At 44.3% G+C, this 20914-nt stretch carries 15 protein-coding genes; 8 read left to right on the plus strand and 7 right to left on the minus strand.

Translation table 11 applies throughout. The features are described from left to right. Positions 1-92: 92 nt before the first annotated feature. The gene (locus FX988_RS16150; RefSeq protein ID WP_160181141.1) at positions 93-1112 is read right to left on the minus strand and encodes a LacI family DNA-binding transcriptional regulator; all 1020 of its coding nucleotides are present in this window, start codon (positions 1110-1112) and stop codon (positions 93-95) included. A gap of 154 nt (positions 1113-1266) precedes the next feature. On the opposite strand from FX988_RS16150, the gene FX988_RS16155 reads away from it, so the two are divergent. The 4 genes from FX988_RS16155 (at position 1267) to FX988_RS16170 (ending at position 7355) form a co-directional block, all read left to right on the plus strand. Continuing rightward, entirely contained in the window at positions 1267-3057 is a 1791-nt protein-coding gene (locus tag FX988_RS16155; protein WP_160181142.1) for a sodium:solute symporter family transporter, read from the plus strand. Between the two features lie 50 nt (positions 3058-3107). Next, on the plus strand, positions 3108-5171 hold the full coding sequence (locus FX988_RS16160; RefSeq protein WP_160181143.1) for a DUF4962 domain-containing protein: 2064 nt from the start codon (positions 3108-3110) through the stop codon (positions 5169-5171). Positions 5172-5200: 29 nt separating this feature from the next. Beyond that, on the plus strand, positions 5201-5965 hold the full coding sequence (locus tag FX988_RS16165) for a 2,5-didehydro-3-deoxy-L-galactonate 5-reductase (RefSeq protein WP_160181144.1): 765 nt from the start codon (positions 5201-5203) through the stop codon (positions 5963-5965). Positions 5966-6029: 64 nt separating this feature from the next. Then, positions 6030-7355: an MATE family efflux transporter gene (locus FX988_RS16170; protein WP_254700641.1), complete on the plus strand. Its 1326-nt coding sequence runs from the start codon at positions 6030-6032 to the stop codon at positions 7353-7355. Positions 7356-7764: 409 nt separating this feature from the next. Here FX988_RS16170 and FX988_RS16175 read toward each other — a convergent pair whose 3' ends face one another. Next, entirely contained in the window at positions 7765-10767 is a 3003-nt protein-coding gene (locus FX988_RS16175; protein ID WP_160181145.1) for a TonB-dependent receptor, read from the minus strand. Positions 10768-11344: 577 nt separating this feature from the next. Between FX988_RS16175 and FX988_RS16180 the strand changes: the two genes are divergently transcribed. The 4 genes from FX988_RS16180 (at position 11345) to FX988_RS16195 (ending at position 16617) form a co-directional block, all read left to right on the plus strand. Next, entirely contained in the window at positions 11345-12799 is a 1455-nt protein-coding gene (locus FX988_RS16180) for a mannitol dehydrogenase family protein (RefSeq protein ID WP_160181146.1), read from the plus strand. Between the two features lie 33 nt (positions 12800-12832). Next, positions 12833-14032 (plus strand): mannonate dehydratase, encoded by a 1200-nt coding sequence (uxuA, locus tag FX988_RS16185; RefSeq protein WP_160181147.1) that lies wholly within the window; start codon positions 12833-12835, stop codon positions 14030-14032. 153 nt (positions 14033-14185) lie between these two features. After that, the gene (locus FX988_RS16190; protein ID WP_160181148.1) at positions 14186-15427 is read left to right on the plus strand and encodes an Nramp family divalent metal transporter; all 1242 of its coding nucleotides are present in this window, start codon (positions 14186-14188) and stop codon (positions 15425-15427) included. Between the two features lie 113 nt (positions 15428-15540). Then, positions 15541-16617 (plus strand): class I mannose-6-phosphate isomerase, encoded by a 1077-nt coding sequence (locus FX988_RS16195; RefSeq protein ID WP_160181149.1) that lies wholly within the window; start codon positions 15541-15543, stop codon positions 16615-16617. Between the two features lie 101 nt (positions 16618-16718). Here FX988_RS16195 and FX988_RS16200 read toward each other — a convergent pair whose 3' ends face one another. The 5 genes from FX988_RS16200 to FX988_RS16220 all read right to left on the minus strand — a co-directional run bounded on the left by FX988_RS16200 (position 16719) and on the right by FX988_RS16220 (position 20904). Next, the gene (locus tag FX988_RS16200) at positions 16719-17792 is read right to left on the minus strand and encodes a polysaccharide lyase family 7 protein (RefSeq protein ID WP_160181150.1); all 1074 of its coding nucleotides are present in this window, start codon (positions 17790-17792) and stop codon (positions 16719-16721) included. Between the two features lie 46 nt (positions 17793-17838). Further along, entirely contained in the window at positions 17839-18327 is a 489-nt protein-coding gene (locus FX988_RS16205; RefSeq protein WP_160181151.1) for a gluconokinase, read from the minus strand. A 19-nt stretch (positions 18328-18346) separates the two neighbouring features. Then, a complete protein-coding gene (locus FX988_RS16210) occupies positions 18347-19585 on the minus strand; it encodes an NRAMP family divalent metal transporter (RefSeq protein WP_160181152.1) in 1239 nt (412 codons plus the stop codon). A gap of 80 nt (positions 19586-19665) precedes the next feature. Then, a complete protein-coding gene (locus FX988_RS16215) occupies positions 19666-20100 on the minus strand; it encodes an RbsD/FucU domain-containing protein (RefSeq protein WP_160181153.1) in 435 nt (144 codons plus the stop codon). A gap of 33 nt (positions 20101-20133) precedes the next feature. Further along, positions 20134-20904, minus strand: a complete 771-nt coding sequence (locus tag FX988_RS16220; RefSeq protein WP_160181154.1) for an SDR family NAD(P)-dependent oxidoreductase — start codon at positions 20902-20904, stop codon at positions 20134-20136. Positions 20905-20914 lie beyond the last annotated feature (10 nt).

The raw sequence follows: 20914 nt of genomic DNA on the forward strand, positions 1-20914 counted from the left end.
GTTTACGATTAAATGAAGCTTAGGTACGGGCTCAATACACCCAGAGTATGTTGCTTTCTGTGCGTTATATAGGACTGCCAATAAAAAATTGGTCACAAATTTGGTAAAATTCGTTTACAGGACAGACGCTCCATTAAAGAACATGGGAGCATGATTCGTTGGGGACTAAGACCCGGGTTCTTAATATTATTCAGCAGCAGTTTTGTAGCTTCGCGGCCTATTTGATATGGGTTTTGCGTGATAACCGTAATAGGAACGTTGAAAAATTCAGCCATAGGAATGTCATCAAAGCCGAGTAAAGAAACGTCATCAGGTATTGTCACCTTTGCCTTGTTTAAGGCTGATAGTAGTTCGGTCGTGATAGGCATATGTTGTGTGAAAAACGCTGTTGGCGGGTTGCTTTCATTCAAAACCGTTAAAGGGGAACGAGCAAAGCCAGCGTCACGCTGCCAATATTGTATAAGTTGTTGGTCTACTGGCAGTTGATAATGCATTAATGCGTCGATATAGCCTAGATAGCGATCTTTTCTCGATTTCACTTTAGTAAAATCTTGAGTCACAAAGCAAATGCGTCTGTGGCCTTGTTTTATCAAGTACTCAGTGGCTTCAAATGCGGCTTTTCGATAATCAGAAATAATTATACTTTTCTCATTACCCTCGTGTTCGAGCTGAAAGTTGACTATGGGTAGACCATTAGCAATATATTTATTGATTAAAGCGGTGTTTTCACCGGTGGCGGCGATAAGGATCCCATCGACTCTTGATTGATATAGCGCTTCTAGTGAACGCGCTTCAATTTCAGGATCAACATCAGTGTTGTATATCAACACATTATAATTGCTTGTTTTACAGTAGTCGTCTATGCCTCTAATGGTTCTGCTGGTATCAAAGCCCGTTATATCTCTAACAATCACGCCAATCGTTTTGGTTTCATCAAGTTTAAGGCTTCTCGCGATAGGGTTAGGAACATAACTAAGCTTATCTACTGCTAACCTAATACGCTCCTTTGTTTTTTCAGACATGTATTCAAAGCGCCCGTTTAAATACTGAGATACGGTGCTTTTCGAGACTCCCGCTAGGTTTGCGACATCGATTAATTTTATTTTTGCCATGAAGGTTTCAAAGAGATCTCTAATTTCGGAGCAGATTGACATTCTGCAAGAGTGTGGTAATTTTATCAACTAAATCGATTTACTAAATCGATTTATATTTATCTGGAATGATAAATATAAGATAAGCAAACGTCGCTTCATATGGGGTAAGAAAGTGGAAGTTTCGAATATTGAATACCTAGTGATCGTAGGATATTTACTGCTCATTATTGTCGTCGGTTTTGTTTTCAAACGATTCTCTTCGAACACGGATGATTATTTTAAGGGCGGCAGTAAAGGCACTTGGTGGCTGGTCGGCAGTAGCGCGTTTATGAGTGCTTTTAGCGCCTGGACATTTACCGGAGCAGCCGGGATAGCCTATGAATCGGGCTTTTCTGCCATGTTCATTTTTTTCGGAAATGTGCTTGGTTTCTTCGTCAATTTCTTATTTATGGGCCCTTGGTTGCGTCAAATGAGAGTCACAACCTTTCCAGAAGCAATTGCTGGGCGATTTGGTGAAACCACGCGCGATTTCTACGCCTACTATGAAGTGCCCGTGCGAATTCTGTACTCAGCGATGGCGCTTTACGGCTTGGGCATTTTTTGTTCTGCGGTCTTTGGCTACGATATCAACTACGTGATCCTAGTATGTGGCGTCGTGGTTCTACTCTATTCCGCGACAGGAGGTCGTTGGGCGGTTATGGCGACGGATTTTCTGCAAGGGTTGATACTTGTACCTTTGACTCTGATAGTGGCTTGGCTGTGCTTAGATGCACTCGGTGGAATTGAATCTTTATTTCAAGAAATTGAGGCGCAAGGTCTTACAGAGCAATACAGCATGGTAAATTCAGCCACTCTTTTTGGCGGCGCTTATACGTGGGGCTGGGCAAGCGCTATGATGGCAAAACAGTTTATTGTTTTTAATTCAATGAATGCCGCGCCACGCTACTTTTCAGTAAAGGATGGACGTGAAGCCAGAAAAGCTGCGCTGTTGTGCACTGTGCTTATGTTGCTCGGTAGTGTCATCTGGTTCTTACCACCTATTACAGCACGGTTGCTTTACCCAGATATTGTTAGTGCGTTCGACATTAGCAAGCCTGCTGAAGCGAGTTATGCCGTCGCCAGTATCAGTTTACTGCCAATTGGGTTAGTAGGGCTGATTGTGGTCGCGATCCTTTCCGCCACTATGAGTTCTATGGATACGGGATTGAATACCAACGTCGCTATTTTGATAAAGGATATTTATCCCAAAATGTCTCGCTTGTTGCGCTGGGAAGCAAAAGCTGAAATGGAATTACTCCACTACGGTCGAGTGTTAACTTGGTGCATGGGCGTTCTCATTATTTTGCTTGCCCTGTACTTTGCACAACAAGACGGCTCTGGCATTTTCGATATCATGCTTAAAGTCGGTACGCTGCTATCCATGCCTATTACTATTCCTTTGATGCTTGGCATGTTTATTCGGCAAACTCCTTGGTGGGCAGCTTTGTTTTCGATTGCTTGCGCATTAACGTTTTCTAGCTTCGCCTATTTCGAAGTGCCTTTAAGCTACATTGGATTTTCATCTCAATACAGTAACAACTTCGAGTGGAGCTTCCAGCAACAATTTTTTGGGGTATTAGGCACAGGAACATTTGGTTTTCTTATCTCGACACTTTTTGCTCCTCCTGCACAATCCGGTCATCGTCAAATGGTCGACAACTTTCTCACAAAAATGAAAACACCTATCGATTTTGAGCAAGAAGTTGGCCAAGGCAACGACCTTAGTCAATTAACCTTGATTGGGCGATTTGGCTTAGCAGTAACGGCTTTTATTGGATTAATGCTGCTGATACCAAACCCTCTTGAAGGCAGGATCGTCATATTAGTACTGGCGCTGACCATAGGGTTTATTAGTACGCTTATGCTTAGGGCTGGGAAAGGCTTTGACAAAAGCGGCAATGGGCAAGCGCGTCTTAGTCAATGAATAACGGCTAACAAAGATTAATTTTCTACACTTTAACACAAGGAATTTCCATGCCTTATTTACTTATTGATGACCAGCTTGACGAGCTCAAAGTACAGCTTAAAACAACACGAAAAGCGCATCTTGTTCGTCTATTAGAACAATGTCGTTTATATGAAGATGAAGTGTTGTCAAAAGCACATCCACCTACCAGCATTACCTATATGGGCATGGCGGCTGCAAATTTAAGCTTGGCCTATTTGTTGACTGAACAAGAGCACTACCTAGAGGAAGCAAAGCGTTGGATTTTTACTGCGGTGGAGTATGACGTTTGGGGCTATGGGTTTTTAGTGGATGTGGATCTTAGCGCCTCTTGGATGCTTTATGGATTAGGTTTGTCTTATGATTGGCTTAAAGACCATTTAGCCGAAGATGAGCGTAAAGCGTTTCTTGATAAGTTAATTCTGCAAGGCAATAAAATATTTGATTATGGGCAACAAAATCTAGGCCATTGTTGGTCGACTAACTATTGGCAGAATCATAATTGGATTAACTACTCTGGTTTGTTAACTACAGCCTATGCGATCCGCAGGGATTACGTTGGAGCGGAAAAATGGATTTCAGAAATCAAAGACAATTTTGCAAAGGTATTTGAATACCTACCTGAAGATGGCTCGAATTATGAAGGAACGGGCTACTGGCGCTACGCCATTAATTTCTTTCTTTCTGCGGCTGATTATATTCGCCAAGACGGCGGACCAAACTATTTTGAGGCAGGATTTTTAAAAAATTCATTCGACTATCGCATTTACCAGTGTGCGCCGAATTGGGAAGAAAACATTAACTTCGCTGATGTACACGATCGAAGAAGCTCTCACTCCATCTGTGCGTATTACAAAATTGCTTCTGAATATGGCAATGAGCAAGCACAGTGGTTAGGGGAAAAGGTGCGTAAAGAGTTCCTATTTCGTGAGGCATCGCACAGTAAAATATTTCCGGGTATTTTACCTGAAGCCTTCTTGGAGTTGATTTGGTATAACCCAGAGATAAACGCTCAGTCTCCTGAAAACCTGCCACTGACTAAATATTTTCCTGATCTTGGCTTAGTGGTAATGCGCTCAAGTTGGGAAACCGATGCCACGCACCTTTCATTCAAATCAAGCCCTGCGGGTGGACATAAGCAATGGGAGCTCAGTTGGGCGTTGGATAAAAAGAACGATTGGAAAACACGTAGTTTGACCCACTATCACGTGGACTTTAACCACTTTATTTTGCTGCACAATGGAGCCGCACTAGCCATAGATGAGGGGTATAACCGAACGTCAAAAGCCGAAGTTCATAACATGATCACTGTGGATGGCACTGGCTGCGTAGGAGAAAAAATTTGGCAAGAAGGCGATTTAAGTGATCCTGAGCGTTTCGATTTAAATTGCAAAGGTATCCATAACGTATGGCGTGATGTGCCCGAAGAGGCCATTGCAAAAGTAGAAGCGTTTTCGAATGACAAGGGGTACACCTATGTGGTTGGTGAATCGAGCCGTATGTACTACCCAGAAATGGCCCTCACTCGTAATGCAAGGCATATCATTAATAGTCAATGCGGCTACTTTATATTTCTGGATGAATTACAAAGTAAGCTCGAGCATACCTATACCTGGCGCATGCACTCAGAACGTTTGGCCAAAGAAGTCGGCGACGGTCAATTTGAAATTGTAAATGGCACAGGGGCACTGAATGTATTTACGGTTTTTCCTAAAGCGCGCAGTACCAAAGTGGATGAGACAGTGGTTGAGGAAATCATGACCCCTCAGCGTCCTGATGATATTCGGCGCATTAGGTTAAAAACCTTATTGGTTGAGAACCCAGAAAAATGCCAAAACGCGTATTTTTTGAATGTACTGCAACCCAAGGACGCATTATCAGGCTCGAAGGAGCAGGATATTTCTATTCGCGCGCTTGAGGGTGAGGATTACATTGGTATGGAAATCACCTCGCAACAGCATGTTGAGTTATTTCTGTTCTCTGATACGAATAACATTGTCTATGAAGAAATAAGTGCTAACGCTACATGGCTCTCCATCGTCAAGGACATGGATGGAAATGTAGTTAAAACAACGCGTTACGATGGCCAGTAACGTCGAACATAGATAAGGAATACAGTGCAATGTTAGAGAAATTTAGTTTGAAAGGTAAAGTCGCGTTAGTGACAGGATGCAAACGGGGGATAGGCAAAGGCATTGCTTTAGGGCTGGCTGAGGCTGGCGCTGATATCATAGGCGTTTCGGCTAGTTTAGAGTCAAGCGGCTCTGAAATAGAGCAGGAGGTGAATGCCCTCGGACGAAAATTCACAGCTTATCAATGTGATTTTTCTGATCGTAAAGCCTTGTACACATTTATTGCTACTGTCAAAACGGATTGTCCTAACATTGATATTTTGGTCAATAACGCCGGTACTATATTGCGCGCGCCTGCAGTCGATCACGCAGACGAATTATGGGACAAAGTGATCGATGTTAACCTGCATGCCCAGTTTATTCTAAGTCGCGAAATTGGCAAAGACATGGTGGCACGCCGCGCAGGAAAAATTATTTTCACGGCTTCATTGTTAACGTTTCAAGGCGGGATCACCGTGCCCAGCTATGCGGCGAGTAAAGGAGCCATAGGGCAATTAGTCATGGCACTGTCAAACGAGTGGTCCGGGCAAGGGGTCAATGTGAACGCCATCGCGCCAGGCTACATTGACACAGATAACACCCAAGGGTTACGTGACGACCCAGAGCGGGCCGCTGCTATTTTGTCACGCATCCCACAAGGTCGCTGGGGAACCCCAGACGATTTCAAAGGGCCAGCGGTGTTTCTTGCCTCTGAAGCATCAAATTACGTAAATGGCGCCGTTTTGTTAGTAGACGGCGGGTGGATGGGCAGATAGGCGTCCGTTCTCCAATCTGTGTAATATTCTTCTAGGGTTAGCATAAAGTGTTAAGGGTTGTTTATTGGTAAAATCCATTTCTAATATGCGACGAAATTGGGCAATAGCATGGCCATTAGCGTTTAATGCCTTGCTTGTTCAATCCATGTTGCTTATTGACACTTATTTGGTTGCTCCCTTAGGAGAGCTACCTGTAGCTGCAATGGGGATTGCAGCTACCATAGTGGCTTTTGTGCTCGGAATTGAAATCGCAATTGGTAATGGTATACAACTTCTTGTCGGCCGGGCTGTTGGTGCCAATAGCCGAGACGATTTAGCGGTTGCATATTGGTGTGGGTTATTCATCAATGTGTTGACCGCATTGATTTTCCTCGCTGTTTTGCATTTTTTCGGCAACGAAATAGTGTCTGTTATTACCCAAGATGCCAAACTAGCACGTTTGACAGCGACCTATCTTTCGATAACCCAGTATATTGTATTGCTTACCGCCTACACCCAAGTGTGCACCGCCTATTGCAACGGTACTGGTAAAACTCAGGTTCCTCTCAAAGGGTTTATGGTTGAGTTACCTGTCAACGTGTTACTCAGCTACCTGCTGATACATGGGGTAGGGGATTTTCATGGGCTAGGTTTAATGGGAGCCGCTTGGGGCAGTCTATTGGCTGTTTTATTGCGAGCGTTATTTTTATATTTAGCGCTGAAAAAAGATCCCAGTGTGGATTTAACCTACCCGCGGTATCGAGATTTTTGGGCGCAATTACGCCCTCAGTATGCTCAAATATACCCTATTGCCGCCAATTTTTTCATTCTCTCTATTGGCGCTACCGTTTATCAGTTGCTTTTTGCGCAGCTGGATTTATTCTCATTTGTCGCGATTACGTTGATATTCCCCTGGCTTCGTGCTGCAACGCAATTCCCAAATGCTTGGGCGCAAGCCTCAGCCATCAGTATCAGTCAAGCATTAGGACAAAAAAAGGCTCTAGAGTTAACGCAATTTGCCGATCATTGCACTAGGGTGGGTATGTTAATTTCTTTGCTAATCGCTGGTCTGTTAGCACTGCTAAGTCAGTACGTATTGTTTATATACCCTGATATTGAGCCTGAAACACAAAGAGCGTTAATGATTATAGCGCCACTGTACATTGCACTGCCGATTATTCGTGCATACAACACAATCGGAGGTAATATCCTGCGAGCGCTTGGCTATAGCAATTTAGTGCTAAAAATACACTTTGTTACCCAATGGCTCATCGCATTGCCGATTTGCGCTCTGCTAATTTTATATTTCGATGCATCCATTTTCTGGGCTTTCGCCATGATCCCCTTTGAAGAGTTACTTAAAACCCTGCCGTTTTACCGCTTTAAACAGCGTTATACCGTTACTACATAGTGACGCCTTGATCAAAAACCGCTGGACCCATTTTGATGGGGCAATTATTAAGGCGAATTGGTATTATCTAAATACGCTGCAAGCCTAATAAAAATAAGGCCGTGAGACATTCGCCATTTTCTGATTGATATCATAAAGAATACAAAACGCTGACCATTTCAGTATGTTGTTACGCATTGCTGTAGATAAATCTTCATGTTTTGAGTGGCAAAAAGTAATGGTGCAGATAGGGCTTAGTTAATAGCCAACTGGGTGGGTTTATACATGCTGCGCTGTAAGTGGAAATCACTTCGTGAACACTTTGATGTCAACTGATTTTTACTCGATACAAATAAATAACCCCAGCACTTGGCTGGGGTTATGAAGGTTCCTTAACTTACTTAGTGTGCTTGAGCCTAAGCCCAAACTCTTAGAAGCGGTAGGTTGCGCCTGCAGTGATACGACGGTCAGTTAGACCTTGGTAACACAACAACGCACCTTCGTTAATACAAGATTGCTCTACTTCAGACTCAGTAATATTCACAGCTTCAATACCAATGTTCAGCTGCTCATTTACATCGTAATTAATGCTGGCGTTAAGCTGCCCTCTGTCTTCTTGTACCACTGGGAATCCCCAAGGAAGACTTGACGTACTTCCGAAGTCAGTTGAACGATACGCTTCACGCCATGTGTAACGCATACGAGCTGAAAGACCGTATTTTTCATAGTAAAGTGTGAAGTTGTACGCGTTTTCAGATAAATCAAGCAATCCTTGTACTGCCGTTACATCAATATCTTCCACTCCAGTTGAAAGAGCGAACACAGTATTCGCGCGGCTTGTTGCACCGTTAACGGCTTCACCACCTGAGAACTCTTGAATGGTATAGTTAGCAATGACACCGAAACCAGATGCCCAGCCTAGCTCATCTTCAAAGCCTGCAAGGTCATATTGCACAGCAAATTCAATCCCTTTCTGAGTGGTTTCGCCTGAGTCATTAATTTGCGTTGTAGTAGGTACACATACACCCACGCCCACTTCAGGACCGAATACGTTCACGTCAGCGATGGGGTTGAATATACCGCCACCCTCACAAGGGTCAGTCAGATCACGATATCCAGTAACGGGATCTTCAAACGGGTTCGATTGTTGTTGAACGAACAGGTCGGTACGTTTCTTATGGAAAATACCTACACTTAATACACTGGCTTCAGCAAAATACCATTCAGCAGACAAGTCGAACGAGGTAACTTCTTCAGGGTTCAAACCAGGGTTACCAATTGATACCGCTGGATTCGGGCTTGTTGAGAAAGTCACTGACGTTGAAAGGTCATCAAAATCTGGACGACGTATGTCTTTACCCCAACCAGCACGAACAACTACATCATCGTGTACGTCCGCCACTAAGTTAATACGTGGCAGGACAAAGTTATAGTCCCCTTCGGTAGTCACTTGTGTAACGAGTTGATTGCCGTCACCATCTTCAGTGATTGAATTACCAGTCGACGTAACATCAGTTTGAAGGTAACGAACACCGAAGTTACCTCGAAACATGCCGTGCTCAAAATTTGCTTGAGCATACAAGGCATGTGTTTTCTCTTCGATATCAAAGAAACCAGCAGAACTTGAAGTAGGTGCATCAATCGATATTGAACCACCGTGCTGATCGATAGCATTTTGCAATATTGCTAATGCGCCGTCAGGGTCAGAAGCTACGCGCTCTGCATCAATTAGCAAGAAATCACGTACATAAAGTTCTCGGCCATCTGCATCATTAAAGTTATTTGGGCCAGCGACAAGAAGTTCAGAGAAAAGATCGCCTGATGGGCTGTCGCCTATATCACGTAAACCTACGTTTGAACTGACTTCATCTAGCATGCTTGTGGTTTTACTGTAACGGTAACCGAAGTCTACCGAGGTAATCATGCTATCTATGTAATAGGTAAAATCAGTACGAAATGCATCTTCACCATTCTCTGAGCGGTTACGACCGATGTTTACGTCACGCAGTACCACATTGGCTGGATCGAGTAACTGCTCAGCGGTAGGTGCTGTTGGATCGCCAGTTGGTATACCGAAGGTTAACGAACCGCCGGTCAAATCATAAATAAAGGGTGTTCCATTTTCGTTTGAATCGTATAGGTCGTCGTTACCGTTGGCTTCGTTTGCCGCATTATTTGCCAACAATGCCGCTGCGTCTAAGGGCGAATTCGGGTTAATAAAGTTAAGCGTGGTATTAAAACTAGGCGTCGTTGTATCAGAACTAGTTGAAGCTACCTCAACGCTAACTTTTAGATTTTCACCGGTCCATTCACCACCTAAGCGGTAAATTTCACTTTTTGTAAGACGAGAATTGGTGTCCCCAGAAAAACGTAAATTACCATCTGATCCGTCAGCATCAAGCGGAATCACACCTTGTGTTGCCGCTTGAATGCTTCCAAGGTTCACGCCGTCAAGTGAACCAAAATTAACGGTTTCAAATGCGCTGGGGATAGCCGTGTCTTTTAAGCCACTGATACCAGATGCTTGAATTCTTGAGCTTTCTTGTCTGCGTTCTTGGTCATTAATTACGACATCAAAAAAGAACTTAGTATTATCGTTTGGAGCGAATTCTAATGTACCGGCAAAGTTCTTAGTTTCATATTCGTAGTTGTCATAATCTTGTACGAAGAACTGAATAGGTAAGAAATCGAATGACTGAGCACTATCAACGCCGCTAGCTGCTGCCACTGAGTTATCGCGGTCAGTACGTGGGCGGAACGCGGTCACGTCTTGTTCTGCATAACTGACACTAAATACTGCACCGAATCTACCTGCGTCTAACTCCCAGTTGTCACCAAACGTACCAGAGAGTCTAGGGGTAAATGTGCTGTCCGTCGTAAGACTACTGTTCTCACCTTGTACCCTTACGGATGCAAGCGTTTCGTCTAATTGAAGAGGGCGAATTGTGCGAAGGTTAACGGTACCACCAACTGAGCCTTCAATGGTTTTTGCTGAAGGGGCTTTGGTTACTTCAACTGCGGCGATAATCGCAGCAGATACATCTTCAAAGTTAATACCGCTTCGCCCAGAGCCAGAACCAACCGTGGACACACCATTAATTTCTGTACGGTTTGCGTTCGTACCACGAATTTGTACGCCAGTACCCACACCTGCCGTTCTTGTGATCTGGACGCCAGTGACGTTTTCCAATACCTCTGCTAGGTTTTGATCAGGTAGCTTACCAATATCTTCAGATTGAATGATTTCAACCAAGTTACTTGCATCGCGCTTTTCTGCTAGCGCGTTGGTTAATGAGCTACGTATACCAGAAACTTGAATCACTTCAGTGTCATCAGCTTCAGTTTGCGCCTCTTGTCCTAATGCTGGCAAAGCAAAACTCAGCGACGTTGCTGATAACACCGCTAAGGTGATTTTAGATAGATTGTGTCCCATTTGTGTCTCCTAGTGCAGTATTTATAAGGACTGAGTGGATCCCTTTCACACCACATTGTTAATTTTTAGTTATTGCACCTTGCAACATTGAAATTACATAAGGTCTGCAAAACGCTAACAAGGTTGTTACAAAAGTATTCCAAAAAAACAAATTGGTCAACCTTTAATCTGGTTGTAAAGCTCTGAGTTGGTTTGTTTTGGTAATGCCAATATTCTTAACTGTATATTACCAGCGGAGTGTGCTAGTAATTGTAGTGCATTAAATTCCTTTGATAACAATTACTTGCCTATAATTTGTTTGGTGGTTAACACATCTGATATTTCTCTGTTCTTGTGGAAAATAGTGCGGTTTATTTTTTAGTTATAAGCTATTAGTTGTTTAACAAAGTTGAAATGGTCATAATTATTTTATTAACATGCTTAGGGGTAAACATGGTATTGGTAATACATGAATATGACTTTAGTCTATAAATCGATTAATTTCCTGAGCCGCTTTATCGCTAAGTTGGTTAGTTAACAATTTTAAAAATGTAATCTGTAAAGCGGAAGCACCGCGCAAGCTCAAAGGTGAAAAGGAATGAAATTAGAACGCTTAAAAATCACCTCGCTAAATAAGATTAACTCAGCTGTTTGCACGCCTGAGTATGGCTCTTGTGATTTGACATCGAGCATAGTGCATTTTGGTGCGGGCAACTTTCATCGTGCTCATCAGGCGGTATATTGCGACACATTATTGAATCAAGGGGAAACCCAGTGGGGGATAACCGGTGTATCGCTTCGCTCGTCATCCATGCGCGATAAACTTGCCCCGCAGGACTGTTTATACACATTAGCCATCTTGGGGGAGCAAGAAACGGATTATCGCGTTATTGGTTCGATGTTAAATCTATTGGTTGGCCCAGAAGATCCTGAAGCGGTGATAGAGCTGTTAGCAGATCAACAAACGCAACTCGTTACAACAACGATCACTGAGAAAGGTTACTACCTCAAAGACGGAGTAATTGACGTCGAGTGTGATGATATTTCTTATGATCTTAGGTCAATTTCGTTACCTAAAACCACCTATGGTTATCTTGCCGCCGGGCTAATAAAAAGAAGCTCTCTGGGTGACTTACCCATCACAGTTTTGTGCTGTGACAACATGAATGGCGGGGGAGAGTGTTTAAAAGAAGGGGTTCGACTGCTTTTGGCTGAGCATAGCCCTGAAACGTTACCGTGGGTCAACGCGAATGTGGCGTTTAGCGCATCTATGGTTGACAGGGTCACACCGGCAACCAGTGACACGTTGAAAGATAAAGTCACTCAAGCATTAGGTGTTGTAGATACCGCGCCTGTTGCCACTGAGCCATTCAGCCAGTGGATTATCGAAGATAGGTTTGCAGGTGCTCGTCCGGCGTTTGATAAGGCTGGAGCACTATTTGTTGAAGACATTGCTCCTTTTGAGCGAGTGAAATTACGCTTTCTAAATGCTGGACATTCTATGCTCGCAGCCCTCGGCTATTTAGCAGGAGATCGCTTTATTCATGACGCTCTTCGACGTTCTTCATTGGCGCGTTTTACCGAGCAGGCGCTCAAAAATGATGTCATGCCAGTCACGCTAGTCCCTGCGGTTATCGACGCCGAAACTTACATCGCGCAAGTGTTTGCGCGTTTTCGAAACGCAAACTTGCCCTATGCAGCGCTGCAAGTGGGTACCGATAGCTCACAAAAGATTCAGCAACGTTGGTTCCCAAGTATTGACGCCGCACTTGAACAAGATAGAGATGCGAATTACTTAGCCTTCGCGGTGGCGGCATGGGTGCACTTTATCCACAAGGCGTTAGTGAATGACGATCTTAACGACCCGTTAAAAGCGGATTTTGTTCGCTGTTCCTCATCGGGCCAATCGTCAGATGCGAAGGTCTTTTTGGCCTTGGCTGGTGCAAACAAATTCCGCTTTTTTGAGCATGCTGATTTCATGGCTTCAATACATCAATACCATTGTGTCATCAATGACATAGGGGTGGAACAAGCAATTGAGCAGCATTTTTAATGATCAATTTTAATTACAAAACTGAGAAAAACCATGCGTGAATCCTGGAGATGGTTTGGGCCTAATGATCCCGTAACCATAGATGAAATAAGACAAACGGGTGCTACTGACGTGGTCAGTGCACTGCATACCATTCCGACTGGTGAGGTGTGGGACATTGACGCCATTCGCCGACATAAGGCGTTGATTGAAGAATGTGAGCCAGGGTTAACACCCTTAACCTGGAGTGTGGTCGAAAGTATTCCTGTGCATGAGGACATCAAATTAGCGCGCCCAGGACATGAAAAATATGTGCAGAATTGGATAACGTCAATGGAAAACCTTGCTAAGTGCGGGATAAAAACCATTTGCTATAACTTCATGCCTGTTATTGATTGGACGCGCACTGACTTAAACTTCAAGTTACCTAGTGGTGCCTATGCGCTGCGGTTTGATCAGAAGAAGTTTGCCGCTTTCGATTTGTTTATTTTACAACGTGACAACGCTGAAGCTGAATATTCGGCTGATGAAATAGACGAAGCGAAAGCTATTTTTACGGATATGTCAGAAGAAGAAAAAACCAAACTGACTAACAACATCATTGCCGGTTTACCGGGCAAAATGACAGACAGTTATGGGTTAGATGATTTCCGCAATATGTTAGCGAACTATAAAGATGTGAGCAGTGATGTCTTGCGCAAGAATCTGTTCGCGTTCTTATCTAGCGTTTTACCCCAAGCCGAAGCGCTGGGCGTAAAACTCGCGATCCATCCTGATGATCCCCCTAGAGACATGTTGGGGCTGCCAAGAATTATCTGTACTGCTGATGATTTAAACATTCTATTTGATGCGCTGCCAAGTCCATCGAACGGTATTACTTTGTGTGTGGGGACTTATAGTAGCCGCCCCGACAATGACTTGCCTGCTATGGCTAAGCAATTTGGACCGCGTATTCATTTTTCGCATTTGCGTGGGGTTAGCCGAGATCCGAGCGAGCAACGTTCGTTTTTTGAGGCCAGTCATTTAGATAGTGATATTGACATGATCCAAGTGGTGAAAGCATTACTCGATGAAGAAACACGCCGCAGCGCGTCAAACCCCGACGAGCAAGGGATTTTTATTCGCCCTGACCACGGTCATCAAATGATGGGCGACATCGGTAAGGCGGTGAACCCGGGCTATTCGGGAATTGGTCGTATGAAGGGCTTAGCAGAAGTGCGTGGTGTTATTCGCGCTTTATCGGCACTTAAATAGCGACATTCATTAACTCACAGGTGTTTCGGGTGTTGCACTTGCGCCTCACACCTGTGTTTTAGTCCTATGTATGCGTACGAATGGTATCGGTTAGGGGAAGATTCAATTCGTCATTTACCGTCATTGTTCTAATAAAAATAAGATGTGGTACTCATGAATAATCTAAAGACGTTTTTTGCATCATTACTACCCGGTATCTTCCTGTTTGGGTTTACGGTTGGCACAGGTAGTGTCACCGCCATGGCTAAAGCCGGGGCTGACTATGGCATGTCATTGCTGTGGACCATTTTTATCTCCTGCGCGATCACGTATTTTCTGATTCAATTATTTGGTAAGTTTACCTTAGTCACCGGCCTTACGGCCCTGCAGTCTTTTCGACAGCACATACATCCAAGTGTGAGTATTTTCTTCATTGTAGCGCTAACAACGCAAATCTGCGGCAGTGTCATTGGCGTGATGGGGATATTGGCTGATGTGTGTTACGAATGGTCAAAAACGTTTATAGAGGGTGGCATTTCTCAGCTTTATTTTGCGCTGTTTTTTATCGTATTTGTGTACGTTATCTTCTTGATCGGAAAAACCGAAGTATTTGAAAAAGTTTTGGCGGCTTTTGTGGCCATCATGGCCTTGTGTTTTTTGATTAACTTCGCCATTTTAATGCCTCCAGCTTTAGACATACTCAAGGGTATGGTGCCTAATGTGCCAGAAACAGGCCCAGGTAAAAACTCATTTTTGGTCATTGCGTCTATGGTGGGCACAACGGTTTTCTCTGGGTTATTTATTCTACGCACCATATTAGTAAAAGAAGCCGGCTGGACAATGGCTGACTTAAAAACACAAAACAGGGACGCGTTATTCTCGGCGTTTCTGATGTTTATTGTCAGCACATCCATCATGGCCGCAGCAGCAGGCTCGCTGTATGTGCAGGGGATCACTTTGGTTCATGTCACCCAGATGATTAATCTTTTAGAGCCTTTAGCTGGCGCAGCCGCGGTCGCTATTTTCACAATAGGATTGATTGCAGCGGGTGTGTCATCCCAATTCCCCAATGTGGCTTTATTGCCTTGGCTGTTGGATGACTTTCACCAACGTAAATCGGATTTGAAAAGGCCCAGTTATCGGATCATGGCGCTGGTGATTTCCTGTCTAGGGTTAATTGTACCCATTTTTAATGCCAAGCCCATTGCTGTCATGGTCAGCTCACAAGCCTTCGGTGCATTGGTTTTACCTGCCACCGTAGGGTGTATTTTTTATATCGGAAATAAAAAGAGTTTGATGGGAGAACATCAATTTTCAGCCTTGACTAATGCGCTTTTGATTCTGATTTTTGCCTTCGCATTGATCATGAGTTACATGAGTCTCACTGGAATTTTGTCAACCTTACAGGCTGTATAAAGTGTAAGCCGACAATGGGAAAAAATGTCAATGTAATAGACGATAGCTTCACCGCTTTAAAGCGGTAGTAGCGTCTTTCAACGCTGCGCTAGCAGCCATGGAAATATACAACAATGAAGCACATTATTAAGTTTACCGCTAACCGAGTGTGGCGAACCTATCAGGGAGGAAAGCTCCTCGATACGATTGAAAAAAAGAGTAATCCTGAAGACTCAAGCTTTCCAGAAGATTGGATTGGCTCCACGGTTGAGGCGCGTAATGTGGGCCGCGAGCATATCAGTGAAGGCTTAGCTATGGTGCCCACTGACGAGGGGCAGCTTGTCGCATTTCGTGATTTGCTTAAGCAAAACCAAGGCTATTTTTTAGGCCATGAAGGCGACAAAGCACGCACGTTGGAAGACATCCCTTTGGTTAAATACCTTGATAGCGCGACCCGTTTGCATTTTCAGGCGCACCCCACGCGGGAATTTGCCCAACAGCGACTTGGGTTACCGAGGGGGAAAACTGAAGCCTACGTCATCCTAGAAACCCGAGAAGAGGTAAGCGAGCCGTACATTTATGCTGGCTTTCAGCGACCACCGAGTCGCGAGCAATTAAAAGAGTGGATTGAAACCCAAGATATTTCATCCATTGAGGCTTGTTTTGATCGTATTGCAGTTAAGCCCGGTGATGTGTTTCTTATTCCAGGTGGTCGTCCGCACGCCTTGGGCGAGGGGATATTGATGCTAGAAATCATGGAGCCCTCTGATCTTGCTGTTAGGTTCGAGTTCGAGCGTTGTGGGTATGTTATTCCAGAGCCTGCTCGTTTTATGAACCAAGGAATAGAAACCGCATTAGATGTGTTTGATTTTAGCCCGGTCCCCCCAGAGCAGGTTGATGCAGAGTTTCGCTGTCATCCCAAGGTACTTAACACTGATGCCCAAGGGAATACATTAGAGGAGCTTATTGGAGCACAGGACACCTCTTGCTTTACCATCAGGCGAGCAAGCGTAAGTGGCATATTTAGTCGGGAAGAGGAAGCCTTTTTCTTTGGGGTGGTCACCCAAGGTTCGGGTACGTTACGTATCGGTGATGAGGTGGTTGAGCTTAAGCAGTGGGAGCGCTTCTTCTGTCCAGCTGGGGTCAGAGAATTTGAATATGAATCAACATCAGGTATGTCGATATTAGAATGTTACCCAGGCAATACCTAATCAGTTACAGCCACATTTATTGCCATTAAAGGTAATAACGCCATTAAAGGCCATCAAATCAAAGTGTATTACCCTTCGGTTTGATGGCTTTAATATGAGTTTTATTGTTGCGGAGCTTTAGCTGGGCCAGTCACCAAGCGTGAAAAGGTCACTTGAGCATAATCGCCGTTTTCTTTGTCTACTTTCCAGTCGCCCGTTCCCAAACACGCTGGGTACCACATACCCGGATCGTCTTTAATGCTGCACTGATCGTATGCGCCGGCTTTAAAGAAGTTAGCATCCCCCGTATAACCATTTGGGTGGTCTAGTATATCAACTTGACCGTTAGCATCGACGTTGTTCGCTAAATTTATCTCGAACTGTTTAGTACCTAGGCGTTCACTGGTGAAAGTGAGATACATGGTGTTTTGATACACGTTCACTTCATAGCTAAAGGGTTCATCAAGTGCGATACCTTGCTCCCCAGGCGCGGAGGTTTCATCCCAAGGTGTTCCCCATACCGAGTAGCTGATATCCTGCCTGTTTGGGTCTTCTTTGGCTAGATTACGTTCGTAATTCCAAAAGACTGAACCGTATTTATGCTCAGGCCATTTTTTATAGTAGATTTTTAACGGCTCGTTTCCATACCCGTAGCCATTTCCTTGGGCCACGCGTTTTTTGTCTTTAGTTGCGTGAATCTGCCCAACCACTACTGAGAACGCCGGGGGCTTACTCGGATATTTTGCGCGTTTGGCGACGTGGTTAACAGCAAGCGTTGCTTGCAGGTTACCGCCTATTTGTCCGTACTGCTCTGCATCTTTGTTAGCTTGTAGTGCAAAGTTGTTAGCAAAGCCGTCTTTTTTACTATTCATGCCGCCTACCACGTGATGCAACTCACTGCGGGTATTGCTTGAATTAGGCGTGGTAAAGGCTTTATTTGGAGTGGCAAACACCATGTTGCCCTCTTCATTTAGATAAAAGAAATCAGGGTGTTGAAAGGTTTGTATTTCTTTGGCGCTGATGCCATCGACTTTCCCATCATTGTTGTTATCCGTAGGGATGGTGATTTTCCAATGGGTTAAATCGAACTTGTCAGCAGGGACTAACAGGCTTTTTTCACTATTGTTATGGGTTGCGTTGCAACCAGCAAGTGTCAGGAAGCTAATGGCGATAAAGCCTATTTTTGTGGGTTTCACTTTTGGTACTCCTTTTTTAAAACCGCTAAGCTGTTAAGCAGAAGATTTAAGCGATTTCTAAGCGCGTGATAATCGATTCAACAATAACGTTTGGTGGCGACTGTACGTCTACCACATGGGCATCAATGGGTAGTTCCAGTGTACTTAACTGAGAGTCGAGTAGTTTAGGCTCGAAAAAGTGCCCTTTACGGGCGGCCAAACGCTCGCTAAGTAAAGCTTTAGAGCCATGAAGAATAATCCACTCAACCTTGTTGTGGCATTGAGTGGCTAAGGTTTCTCGATAGGCTGCCTTTAGTGCTGAGCACGCAAGTACAGCACCACCTTGCTTTTCCCACGTACTCAGTTCGTTGGCTAAGATTTCTAGCCAGGGTTGACGGTCTTGATCATTCAGGGGCTGGCCACTTTGCATTTTTTGCACATTGGCCTCAGGGTGAAAGTCATCGGCATCATAAAATGGCAAGTCGAGTGTTTCAGCAAGCATCTTGCCTATGGTTGACTTACCTGTGCCTGAAACCCCTGCAACTATTAAAATCATGTTTTATCCTTTACCTTTATTATTCTAGAAGGCCTAGAATACCGTTAAATGAAATCAAGATTGAAAACATAAACGCTAAACCTAATACGATATTGAGCAGATAACCTGCGGCATGTTCGGCCATTAATTTCTTCTTGTTAACCATCAATATAATACCCAAGATTACCAAAGGCAGTACGAATACATTGAATACTTGGCTTAATATTTGCCCTTGAATAGGGTTGAAGCCAAATACGGGGATGGTGAGCGAAAATAACGCCGCGATACCGGTAATGATGCGGAATTGCTTTGACTTAGTATCCAACTTACCGGAACGGTAGTCTTCTATCAGTAAAGGCGCAATCAACATGCAAGGGAATACAGAAGACAACCCTGCGGCTAAGGTGCCAAAAAAGAATACAGTTAAGGCCCCTTTGCCTGCTATTGGTTCAAGGGCGTTAACCATATCAAGCACATCGGTGATACGTTTCCCTTCGTGATATAACGAACCCGCAGCAACTGCCATAACAGAGCCACTGATAATAAACACCAAGATAGCGGCGACAATCGCGTCTTTCTTTTGCTGTGCTCTGTCTTTTACGGTCCAGCCCTTTCCTTGAATAAACAAGGGGCGGGAAAGAAAGGTAGCCGCTGCCATTGTGGTACCGACAAAAGCGGCGACCATCATCTTACCACCTGGCACATCAGGGATAACCGGCATTAACCCTCTGGCCACTTCAATCGGCATAGGGTGTACAACAAACAACGACAAAACAAACGATAAGCCCATGCAAGAAACAAATATGACCAATATTTTCTCGAACAGGGAGTACTTACCAATCAGCATGATTGAGTACATGATACTGATGACAGTGACAGCAATCCCAAGCACTACACCATATTTGTGTGGCACCACTGCAGGGAAGTACATCGCAATCATTTCAAAGATGATATTGGCTGAAATACCCAAAATTCCCATGAGGGAATTCCACTGCCCAAAACTGACCCCAATGATGATTAAAATGGCGATGGGCTTACCAAATTTAAGATGTTTTTTAAAACTGTAGAGTGCGGTTTCGCCTGTGACTAGCGCGAAATTCCCGTAGGCATAAATCAACACACCGGAAAACAAGCAGCTAAGTAACAAGACCCATAGCAACTGCATGCCAAATGTACTGCCTGCCACGATCATCGCAGTCACGCTGCCTGTGCCTATCGTATAGCCGATGGCAAAAAAGCCTGGCCCAAAACTCAATATTGCTCTTATTAATGCTGACATTTGGGTTCCCCAAAAATAAACTTAGTTTTTCCGTTTACAGACTCTTTAGCCTGTTTAGCGTTATTCAAAAATGATGTGCTTTAAAAATTGCTTTCTTGCGTCATTTTCACCACGCCCACCGTTAGAATGAGATTGGCAAATCGGCGCTGTTCACCGGTTTGAATGATTAGCGTGGTCGCTGGATCACGAATTTTGTCGTAAAACGCCCAACGCTCCATGGTTTCCCAGCTCACATCACCCAATAATGCTTGGTAAGCGGTATGAATTTCTGCATTTGCCTCTAAAGGCTTTTCCATCACGATAGCCCCTTGAATAGGGCATACTTCAAGAATGCCCTCTAGAACGCTTAGCGCATCTAACATGCCAGGGCGAAAATTTAAATGCACTAGAGTTGAGTTTGGCCCCGTCATGGCGCCCACGGGCAAATTACCATCCGCGATGACAACTTGCGCGAAGTGACCAGAACGCCCAAGCGCCTCTAAAATAGTAGGGTGTATTACCGCTGTTTTAAGCATATTTTTACTCGTTTCAAAATGCCCACAAGGCGCTTACATGTTGTAAACGCCACCATTAATATCCAGCGTGGCGCCTGTGATGAAGCCATCATATTCTGATGCTAAATAAACCACTGCGCGGGCAACATCATCTGCATTTCCTGCTCGTTGAATAGGAATACCGGCAATGGTTTGCGCTGCTGACTCTTTAGTGGTGTGGGTATTGTGAAATGAGGTCCCTAAAATCAGCCCAGGAGCAACGGCATTCACTCGCGTTCCTTGTGCTCCTAACTCAGCGCTTAGTGCGCGCGTCAAAGTAAGAATCGCCCCCTTGCTGGTGGAGTAAGCTAGCGAACCTGCATGCCCCCCCTTGCGACCTGCAAGAGACGCTAAATTGACGATGCTGCTATTGTCATTTTTTGCTAAGTAAGGTGCCGCCGCTCGGGTGACAAACATCATGGAGGTTAGGTTTATATCCATGACCTTGTGCCAAAACTCGGCGTCCATATCGTTTAGCGAGCGGCGTGCCACCAAAGAGCCTGCATTGTTTATCAATATATCTAGCGACCCTAAGGTATTAACCGTTTTTTCAATAAGGGTATGGGCCTGAGCTTCATCGGTCAGATCTCCCTTAACTGCCACCGCTTTTACACCTTTATTCGTTGCATACTCAAGCAATGCATTTGCGGTGTCTGAACTTGAGAAATAGTGAATTGCTATGTTTGCTCCATTATCTATAAGGTGCTTACTGATCGCTTCGCCAATGCCTTGAGCACCAGCGGTAACAAGTACATTTTTTCCGGTTAGTTTCGTCGTTTCTAGCATTTCTAGATCT

The sequence above is a fragment of the Paraglaciecola mesophila genome (assembly GCF_009906955.1).
Taxonomy (GTDB): Bacteria; Pseudomonadota; Gammaproteobacteria; order Enterobacterales; family Alteromonadaceae; genus Paraglaciecola; species Paraglaciecola mesophila_A.